The 9,466-nt window shown below is 65.0% G+C and carries 8 protein-coding genes; 1 reads left to right on the top strand and 7 read right to left on the bottom strand.

The window, feature by feature from the left end:
* Positions 1-264, bottom strand: a 264-nt coding sequence (locus ABID58_RS36315) for a flagellin N-terminal helical domain-containing protein (protein ID WP_502916461.1), incomplete at its 3' end; no start/stop codon positions are given.
* Positions 265-580: 316 nt separating this feature from the next.
* Here ABID58_RS36315 and flbT point away from each other — a divergent pair.
* Positions 581-1,006, top strand: a complete 426-nt coding sequence (gene flbT, locus ABID58_RS36310) for a flagellar biosynthesis repressor FlbT (RefSeq protein ID WP_148751341.1) — start codon at positions 581-583, stop codon at positions 1,004-1,006.
* A 92-nt stretch (positions 1,007-1,098) separates the two neighbouring features.
* Here the strand turns inward: flbT and ABID58_RS36305 are convergent, their stop codons facing one another.
* From ABID58_RS36305 to flgK, 6 genes are all read right to left on the bottom strand, one after another.
* A complete protein-coding gene (locus tag ABID58_RS36305) occupies positions 1,099-2,595 on the bottom strand; it encodes a pyridoxal phosphate-dependent decarboxylase family protein (protein WP_354037648.1) in 1,497 nt (498 codons plus the stop codon).
* Positions 2,592-3,827, bottom strand: a complete 1,236-nt coding sequence (locus ABID58_RS36300) for an ATP-grasp domain-containing protein (RefSeq protein WP_354037647.1) — start codon at positions 3,825-3,827, stop codon at positions 2,592-2,594. The genes ABID58_RS36305 and ABID58_RS36300 overlap by 4 nt, the downstream gene beginning before the upstream one ends.
* Before the next feature lie 16 nt (positions 3,828-3,843).
* A complete protein-coding gene (locus tag ABID58_RS36295; RefSeq protein WP_354037646.1) occupies positions 3,844-5,448 on the bottom strand; it encodes a hypothetical protein in 1,605 nt (534 codons plus the stop codon).
* 10 nt (positions 5,449-5,458) lie between these two features.
* Positions 5,459-5,587: a hypothetical protein gene (locus tag ABID58_RS36290; RefSeq protein WP_354037645.1), complete on the bottom strand. Its 129-nt coding sequence runs from the start codon at positions 5,585-5,587 to the stop codon at positions 5,459-5,461.
* Between the two features lie 74 nt (positions 5,588-5,661).
* Positions 5,662-7,545, bottom strand: coding sequence for a flagellar protein (locus ABID58_RS36285; protein WP_354037644.1), 1,884 nt, complete (start codon positions 7,543-7,545; stop codon positions 5,662-5,664).
* A 31-nt stretch (positions 7,546-7,576) separates the two neighbouring features.
* Positions 7,577-9,460, bottom strand: a complete 1,884-nt coding sequence (gene flgK / locus ABID58_RS36280) for a flagellar hook-associated protein FlgK (protein ID WP_354037643.1) — start codon at positions 9,458-9,460, stop codon at positions 7,577-7,579.
* Positions 9,461-9,466 lie beyond the last annotated feature (6 nt).

The following is a 9,466-nucleotide window of genomic DNA, read 5'->3' as shown; positions in this document are numbered from 1 at the left end:
CTTCGACAGCGAGGTGATGCCGGTGTTGGCGGCCTGCAGGACCTGCACGCCGTTGCCGATGCTGTCGAGCAAATTGCTGATGTCGCTGGCGCGGGAGTCGAGACCGGCGGCGGTGAAGAAGTTGGTCGGATTGTCGAGCGCGCTGTTGACCTTCTTGCCGGTGGCGAGACGGCTCTGCGTCGTCGCGAGCAGGTCAGCGGTGCCCTGCAGCGAGAGCAGGTTCTGGCGGACTGCCGCGGAGAGGGTGACGGTGGAGAGGGACATGGAAACAACCTTTCTGGCGTTACGCAACAATCGGCCTTCTTGGCCGAGGACCGGACCGTACGAAGCAAGTGATCAACGAAAACTGAATCGGTCCCGCAGGAATTCCTGATCCCGACGCCCTTCGGAGCGCATGCTTTAGGAAGGATAAAGATTCTCCACAAAACATGATGCGATCCACGGCGGCCGCCCGATCACACGCTGATCACATGGTTAACGAGCAACGAACATGTTGCAGAAGCAATGGCTCGCATGCCAGATTACAATCTCAGCGGTGGCGCCGCGGTCGCTAGTTGCAAAAGATCGATGGAGAACAAGCATGGCTCTCAAGGTCGAGCTCAGACCGCACGAACGCATCATCATTGGCAACTGCGTGATCACCAACACCGATCAGCGCGCCCGTCTTCTCATCAACGGCGAGAATGTGCCGATCCTGCGCGAGCGCGATATCCTCACGCCCGAGACCGCCGATACGCCGGCCAAGCTCGTCTATCTCGCGGTCCAGCTGATGTACATCTCGCCGGATCCGCAGTCACAGCACGGCACCTATTTCAACCTGGTGCGCGACATCGTCACCGCCGTACCGAGCGCCTGGCCGATCATCGAGGGCATCAACAACCATATCATGAGCGGCGATCTGTACCGGGCGCTGAAGGATGCCCGCAAGCTGATCGCCTATGAAGAGAAGCTGCGCGACCAGTACAATGCAGCGCATCCCGAAAGCGACGTCAGCACGGCCGCCTGATCCGAGGTCTTAAGACCTAAGCTAGACGACCCGCGCAAACGACAACGGCCCCGGATCATCTCCGGGGCCGTTGTCGTTTCAGCGAGTCGCTTTTACTGCGCCGCGAGCGGCGGCGCGTCGACCTCGATCAATCCGCCGGTCCGCCGCGCGCCGAACCTGATCACGGCCGACACCAGCGCGTCGATATCCGACTCCGCGGTGCGATGATTGACGATCGCCGCCCGGATCGCGAACTTGCCGTCCAGCGTTGTGCCTGACGGTGCGGCAATGCCTGATACCTGGACATCGGCGACGATCTCCCGATTGATCGCGTCGTCGGCGCGATAGCGGAAGCAGACGATGTTGAGATTGACCGGCGCGAGCAGTTCGAGCCGGGGCTCGGCCAGCACGCGCGTCTCGAGATATCTTGCGAGTGCGCAGCTGCGCGCGATCACCGCGCCCAGCCGGTCCGTGCCAAATGTCTTCAGCGTGAACCACGTCTTCAGCGCGCGGAAACCGCGCGAGAGGTCCGGACCGAGATCGCACGGCCAGACAGCGCCGGCCGCAAGCCCCCTCGCCTCGCGGCTCAGATAGGCCGCCGGCTGTGCAAAGGCCTGCCGGTGCCGTTCGCCGTCACGCACCAGCAGGAAGCCGGCGTCATAGGGCACCTGCCCCCATTTGTGGAAGTCGAGCGCGATCGAATCCGCGAGGTCGATGCCATCGAGCAACGGCGCAAGCTCGGGCGAGAGGATCGCGAGCGCACCGAACGCGCCATCGACGTGAAACCAGAGACCTTCTTCGCGGCACAAATCCGCGAGCGCCCTGAGATCGTCGATCGCGCCGATGTCGACGGTGCCGGCCGATGCCGTGACCAGGAACGGCTTGAAGCCAACCTCGCGATCGATCGCAATCTGCGCGCGCAGCGCGGCGACATCGATGCGATGATCGGCATCGATATCGATCTTCCGCAGCGCATCGGTGCCGAACCCGGCGATGTCCATCGCGCGGGAGATGCAGCCATGCGCGGCCTTCGACGCGTAGGCCGTGAGCAGCGCGCCGCCATTGCCGATGCCGTGTTGCCGCGCCGGCGCGCCGAGCGCGCTCGTGCGCGCAACCAGCACCGCCATTAGATTGGCCATCGACGTCCCGGTGACGAAAATGCCGCTCGCGCCTTGCGGAAAGCCGAACAGGCCGCGCATCCACTCGACGATCTGGCGCTCGACCTCGATCGGCATGTGATCGCGGCCGCCGAGATTGGCATTGAGGCCGGCCGCGAGCATCTCCGCGACCATGCCGACGGCGGTGCCGCCACCGTGCACCCAGCCCATAAAGCCGGGATGAACATTGCCGGTCGCGTAAGGCGCGACGTGCTCGGAGAATTCGCGATACACGTCCGCGAGAGAAGTCGCTTCGCGCGGCACGTCAGTCCGGATTGCCGCGCGAACCTCGTCGGGGATCGGCTGCCAGACCGGACGCGCGCGGACATTGGCGATGCCGTCGATCGCCTCGTCCAGCATGCGATGGGTGAGTGCACGAAACTCGCTCCAGTCCTGCGGATCGAGCGATCCGTTCGTGACGGATGCGTGGGTGTTGCGGATGATCTCGTTCATGCTGCGCTCCCCACGCTCGTCTTTGCATGCCGCGACAGCATCGCCGTGAACGCGGCAAATATCTTGCGCATCTGCGGCGGCTTGTACGGAAACACCACCGGCGAATCCATGTTGTGCACGACGGCGGTGTTGTCGGCCTCGAACACCAGAAGCTCGCCGTTCTGGTTCTCGGCGCAGTCGACGATGAAGTAATCGAGGCCGACGCGCCGGCTCATTTCGTCGAGCGCATTCCTGTGACGTGACGCGAAGGCGCGATCGAAGTCTTGCATGAAGATGGCTTCTTCGGCGCGCTTCTCTTCGCTGAACGCCATGTAGGCGTTGAGATACCAGATGTCCCAGCGATCGGCGATCGCCATGTGGCAGGCATAAGGCTTGCCGTCGACCATGGTGAGCCGGATCTTGCGAAAGAGCCCGTCGGGACCCGCGTAGTTGACGAAACGCGCGACGAAGAAATCCTGCTCCTCCCGTTCGGCAAGATAGGCCGCGAGCGCGGAAGCATCGTCGATCTTCGCAAGCCCGACACCGGCATGCGTGCCGCGCGGCCGTGCAATCAACGGAAAGTGCAATTCGCCCGAGATCTCCGCGCAGGCGATCCGTCCTTCCGAGAGAGCCGTCAATTGCGCACGCGTCGCGTTGGCGGTCACGGGAATATCGAGACCGGGGATATCAGCCAGCAACCGATAGAGCTTGTCGCGATCGAGATTGCCGATCAGCTCGGGGCGATTGAGCAACGGACGCGGCCAGCGCGGCGCGGCCTTTTCGATCAGCGCCAGCGCTTCGCGGCATTCCTCGGAATCGGATGCGACCACGATGGCAACGTCGTGATCGGGCAGCGTTTCGGGCAAGCCTGTTGTCTTGGTCACATAGAGCGTCAGGAGCTCGATGTCGGAGCCTTCGAGCAAAAATTCGATCGGCGTGTTGCCGCCCATGTCGATGTCGGCCGCCAGCGCAAGCACGCGCAAGCCCGGCTTCGGCACTGGGGCGGGCGTACGAAACAGTTGGTGGAAGGAGAGCACCTCGGACTGGATCACGAGCCCGGCTTCCTTCTCGCCCATCAGCTGGGCAATCAGCGACAGATCGAGGCCCTCGCCCGCCTGCGCCGTGCCCTCCGCGATCCGGGCCAGCAGCCGCTCGCGCAACGGATGCAGATCGACGCCCTCGAAGGCCTGGCGCGTCAAATGCGCAAAGCCGATACGGTCGGCAAAGTTCGGCGCGGCAAGCGGATGCAACATCTCACACCTATGAGGGCTACGCCGGCACAGCGGCGGTATTGTCAAGCAGCAGCTCGGTCTTCACCAGGACGTCGGCGATGCGATCGAGGATCTGCTGCACATTGCGTTGCGCTTGCGCGCTGTCGGCCGACCAGGCGTCGGTGACGAGCCGCGCGCCGATGCACAGGCGCAGCGCAGCCTGCGGCACGCCGTCCGGTTGCTCCAGGCGCACCGGCTGGCCGACGAGACAGCGCTGCGCGGCAACCTGCCGGTTCGCCGCGCTCCCGACGATGTTGTCGTTCATGTCGCGCGCCAGCGCGCGATGAACGACGCTGGTGTCGGCGATGGACACGGGCTTGCCGTTACGTAGCAGCGTGAATGGAAAGATCGTACGCTGCGCGAACTCCTCATCGTCCGCATCCGCCTTGTCGAAGGCTGCGGGTACGGCGCGCAGCGACGGCGACAACGCGATCATGCTGTCGATGCCGGCCGCAAGCTCGGCCAGCGCCTTGGCGCGGAACGCCCCGGGCACAGCGTAGTAGTTGCCGATCTCGACCAGCGCCGCTTCCCAGCGCAACCATTGGCCGAAATTCGGACGCCGTTCAAAGCGCGAGCGCAGCGCCGTCCATGTCATCGGCCAGTCGCAACGGCCGACATAGTCGAAGAAGCCCGGCGCGATTCCTTCAATCCGGTCGAGCGCGCGCGACAGGCCCTTCGGCACCAGCAGCGCACCGCTGAAGGCAGGCCCGCCAAAGAACTTCGAGCCTGTTATCAGCACCATGTAACCGCGATCGAGATAGGAGCGCAGCCGCCGGCGGCCGAGCCGCGCCTGGCAGGCATCGACGACGACCTGAACCTTGCGCGGCCAGCGCCGCGCGATCTCATCGAGGCAGGCGGCACTCGGCGCGCGCCAGCCGAGCTTTGACGAATCCATGATGTGCAACAAAACGCGCCGGCCTTGCGCGAGGCTGTCCTCGATTGCACGCATCACCTCGGCGTCCGCGTCGGTGCGCATCGCGAGGCCCGAATTGGCGTCGCGCAGCGACACCGCGATGCTGTCGCCGGCGAGGCCCGCGATCGCAGCGTCCTTGCGCACCGCAACGCCGCTCGCCGTCATCGCGCTGAAATGGTGCCCGCGTGCGGTATGCGCCGTGCCGCTGCCGGTCTGGTCGGCCCCGATCACGATGGACACCGGCGGTCCGCCGAGCACCGCGTGCGCCAGGAACAAGGCATGGAGCTGGGAATCGGTACCCGACGGCGAGAACACGACATCGACGTGCGGCGGGAGCTGGAAGTGACCGCGCAATTCGTCGCGCATATCCTCGCAGCGCCGGTCGAAGGCGATCTCGACCTCGTCGAACAGCGATTTGTGGACCAGCTCCTCGCGCGCCAGCGCGGCGCGGTCATAGGCCGCCTGCGAGATCGGCGATGCGGTCGACGAGGCGAAATTCCAGATCCCGGGTTCGGGCGACGGTCCGCAGCCATAAGCGTTGACGCGATCTCCGGGATCGAGCGCCAGCCGCTGGTCTCCGCCGGAGGCGAGCAGCGTATCCGGCGGCGTGAAGAGATCGCGCAGGCGATAGCGCGAGCCGCCCTCGGACGCTCGCTCGATGTCTGGCAGGCGGGATGCGCCGATGCTCATCCCGACAGGCTCACACCGCGTCGGCCGCAGCCGCAGGGGCCGGCGCGAATTGCGAGGCGATGTCGCCATGGAACACCCGCGGCAGGACGTGCCCGCCGAAGCACGGCGTGACCGCCACGAGTTGCATCCGATCCCACATCAATGGCTCCGCCCCCGCTCAAACCCTCACCAAGACGTAAACAGGCATGGTTAATGGAGCCTTAACGCGTGCTCCTACAGGAACTTGACGAGCGACAGCTGCGCGAGCTTTGAAGTGGTCTGGTAGGACGCCTGGAGCGCGTTCTGAAGTGACAGGATTTCGCTCGCCACCTGGTCCGGCGGGGCCGACTCGGCCTGGTCGATCATGGTCTGGAGCTGCGCCTTGGCCTGGGTCTGCCGCGCGGTGGCGTCCTTCATGGTGTTCTGGGCCATCGCGATATCGGTCTGGATGTCCTCGATTCGCTGCTGTCCAGGCTGCGGCGCAAGCGCCTGAGCCACCCTCTGGCTCAGCGCCGAGACCTGTCCACTGGAATAGGTCCCGGCCGGCGAGGTCGAGAACGTGCCGAACACAGCGACCGCCTGCAACTGCCGCCGGATCGCGTCCTCATCGGCCTGTGCGCCATATTGAATCGTGATGGAATCGTCGACCCGTGCCACCGCGGTCGAGCGCGGCGAGCCGGGCCCGTCATTGCCGGTGTACCATTTCACTGTCGTGGCCGAGCCGTTCACCAGCGTCGTCGCCGAGCTCGCCGGCGAAGAGCCGACGCGCAGCGGCGGTTGCGTGGCGGTGATCGGCAACGTGCTGAAGCCGAGCGCACCCAGCGCGGCCACAGCGCCCGGGGTCGAGCCCGATATGCTCAGGCTCGCCGCATCATCGGTGTTGATCGTGATCGAACCGCCATGGACGGTCGACGGCTTCGAGGTCCCCGTGATCTGGTCGATCTTGCTCATCAGGGTCTGGATGCTGTCGGTGACGTTGAGCTGGTTGCCGGCCGCGCCTGACGCGACGAAGCTCAGCGTGGTGCCGTTGACCGTGATGGTGTCGCCGACAGCAAAACCCGGCGAGATCGAGTTCGAGGGAGCCGTGCCGGACAGCGCGGTCGCCCCGCTGATCGGTGCGGGCGGGGCCGCCTGGTTGTTCTTGGCAGTGCCGATCGCAGAGCTCGCGGTATTGAAGAAGTTGTCGCCGGCGGTCACGGCGGATGCCGCCACCAGCGAGGTGTTGGCGAGCTTCGTGATCGCGGTGTTCAGCGCCGTATTGAGGTTCGCGGCGGTGTTGTTGGGGATGGTCGGATCGATCGCGAAGCTTCCCGCCGGCGTCGGCGTCGCGCTGGACGCAGTCAGGTCGATCTGCTCGGTCGAGCCGTCCGGCAGCGTGAACTGAACGCTGAGCTTGTCGCCGTTGTTCGGGTTAACGCCGTTGAGATCAACGGAGAACGACACCGGCGAGCCGCTTGGGCCGGTGACCGTCGCGCCCGTCAGCGTCGACGAGACCGCGGCGATCTTCAAGCCGAACGGCGATCCCGCGACGTCCTCCGACACCTTCACCGAGCTCGGCGTCGGCTGCGTCTGCACCAGCCGGCCCATTCCGTTGGCACCGAGATCTGCGGCCTGGCGCTCCGCCATCACGGTCTTGAAGCCCGCCTGCGTCGTGGTGCCGTTGACGATGTCGCCGGCGTCGGTGACCGACGGCGTGTTGACCGCGGTTCCGGAGAACAGATAGCGGTTGCCGGACTGCGTGTTGAGGACGCCGATCATCGAGCCGAACTGGGCGGCCGCGGTGTTCTGCGCAACCGTCTGGCCGTTGACGTTGAGATCCTGCGACGTATTCGCAGCGCCCGTCTGCGCCGTGCTGCGGATCGTCGTCAGCGCCTGCAACGCCGTATTGGTGAGGTTGATGTTGACGTTGACGTTGGTGATCGTGTCGGTATAGGCGTCGATGTTGGACAACTGCGCGCGCGAGGCGATCGCGAAGCCCTCGTTGGTGCCCATCCCCGAATAGTTCTGCGACAGCTTGCCGGTCGAGAGCTGCGTCGACAGATCCGTGAGCTGCTGATTAATGTTGCGGATCTGCGCGCCGAGGACCGACGAGGAGTAGTTGATGCTGCTGATCGACATGTTTCGTCGCCCCTACACTTGATACGCGCGGTTACCCTTGAGCCTGGAGCAGCGTGTTCATCATGCTTTGCACCACCGACATGAGATGGGCATTGGCCGCGTAGGCATTCTGGAGCTGGATCAGGTTCGACATCTCGGCGTCGAGATTGACGCTGGAGGTCGAGTTGAATTTCGCCTGGAGCGTCGAGACCACGACGCTCTGGCCCTGCTGGAGCTGCGTCGCCTGGGTCGATGCGTTGCTCTGGACGCTCAAGAATTGCTGAAGGTAGTTCGAGACGCTGCCGCTGAACGGCTGGCTCGCCGAACCGAGACCGGTCTGCGGCGAATAGGAGAACACAGCATTGGTGAGCTGCGAATAGAGATAGTCCGAGCGCGTGGTGTCGCCGGCCGGTGTCACCGGCGAGGTGCTATAGACCGACAGCCGGGTCGGATCGGTGGCGAGCTGCGTGTTCACTGCGATGCGCCCGGCAAGGCCGGTCATCTGCGAGCCCGCTGCAGTGATCGCGCCGGTGTAGAGCGCCTGGCCGCCGTCGGTGAACAGCGGCAGCTGCGGACTGCCCGAGGTCAGCGAGGAGATCGTCTTGGTGATCGAGGACGAGTTGATCTTGGCGAGGCCGGTGCCGTCATCGGTCATCCGCAGCGTCGTGGCCGTGGCGGGCAGCGGCGCCGCGGAGAATGACAGGTGCGTGCCGGATAGAGCGGTGTTGAGCGCCGAGGCGATCGCGCCCATGCCGCCGGAGAAATTCACTCCGACCTGCATCGGGTTCGCATTCGTCGCGTTTTGGAGCGGCAATGCCGCCGGGTCGGTCACGTTGACCAGCGTAATCTGGCGCTGCGTGTTGGTCGTCGTGTCGGTGTAGGTCAGGTTGACCGTGTTGCCCGGTGCGGCGCCGGCGAGATCGAGGTCGAAGCCCGCCGGTGGGCCCGAGACCGCCGTGCCCGTCGTGGTCTTGTCCGACAGCGCGCTCGACATCGTCGCGGCGAGCTGGTCGATCTGGGTCTGCGCCTGCACCAGCGTCTGGTCGCGCAGCTTCAGATCCGCCGCGATCTGGCCGGAGGATACCACGTTGTTGGCGACGACGTCGATCTGCGACCCGTTCGGCAGCTTGATGTTGAACGCGCCGACACCGGACTTGGCCGGATTGGTGTTGTAAAGCGAGGTCGCCGAGAGTGCGCCGGCGGAGGCGAAGGTGAATTGCGAGGCGAGCCCCGCGCCGACGAGTTGGATGCCCGTGGTGGTGTAGATGTTGGCCTGGTTCGATCCGTCGGTGGTGACGCGAACGTCGACATATTTGGACAGCGAGTTGATGGCCTGGTCGCGCTGATCCATCAGCGTTGCGGCGGACGGATCGCTCGAAGACAGGCCCTGTAGCTTGGTGTTGATGTCGGCGATCTGGTTCATCGCCGCGTTGGCCTGCTGTGCCGAGGTGCCGAGATCCTGCTCAGCGTTGGAGCGCAGCGACTGGATGCCCTTGGTGGTGACGTTGAGCTGCGTCGCCAGCGCCTGCGCCGCCCCGACCGCGACCGTCTGCGCCGACGACGAGCCCGCGCTCGTCGATAGCGCCTGGAGCGAGCTGGTGAAGTTGTTCAGCGCCGTTTCGAGCGTGCCGCTGCCACCGGGGTTGCCATAGACGTTCTGAAGCTGCTTCAGGATGTTGGCCATCTGGTCGGCGTAGCCGCTACCGCCGGTCTCGGTGCGAAGCTGGTTCTGCACGAAGGTGTCGAGCTCCCGGCTGACGCCGGTCGTCATCACCGACGATCCGAAGTCCGCGGTGGTAACCTCGACCTGGTTCGGCGTCTGGGCGACGTAACCCGGCGTCTGCGAATTCGCGACGTTCGACGAGACGATCGAGAGCGCGGCCTGGTTGGCACGCAGACCGCTCATCGCACTGGCGAGGGCTGAACTCAAACCCATGTTGAC

Source organism: Bradyrhizobium sp. S3.2.6, from assembly GCF_040546885.1.
GTDB lineage: Bacteria > Pseudomonadota > Alphaproteobacteria > Rhizobiales > Xanthobacteraceae > Bradyrhizobium > Bradyrhizobium cytisi.
This window is presented reverse-complemented; position numbering and strand designations above follow the sequence as displayed.

Bases quoted from the DNA above. Each gene is read 5' to 3' on its own strand.
- ABID58_RS36305 (WP_354037648.1), bottom strand. From the start codon at position 2,595: ATGAACGAGATCATCCGCAACACCCACGCATCCGTCACGAACGGATCG.
- flgK (WP_354037643.1), bottom strand. From the start codon at position 9,460: ATGGGTTTGAGTTCAGCCCTCGCCAGTGCGATGAGCGGTCTGCGTGCC.
- ABID58_RS36300 (WP_354037647.1), bottom strand. From the start codon at position 3,827: ATGTTGCATCCGCTTGCCGCGCCGAACTTTGCCGACCGTATCGGCTTT.
- ABID58_RS36290 (WP_354037645.1), bottom strand. From the start codon at position 5,587: ATGTGGGATCGGATGCAACTCGTGGCGGTCACGCCGTGCTTCGGCGGG.
- flbT (WP_148751341.1), top strand. From the start codon at position 581: ATGGCTCTCAAGGTCGAGCTCAGACCGCACGAACGCATCATCATTGGC.
- ABID58_RS36295 (WP_354037646.1), bottom strand. From the start codon at position 5,448: ATGAGCATCGGCGCATCCCGCCTGCCAGACATCGAGCGAGCGTCCGAG.
- ABID58_RS36285 (WP_354037644.1), bottom strand. From the start codon at position 7,545: ATGTCGATCAGCAGCATCAACTACTCCTCGTCGGTCCTCGGCGCGCAG.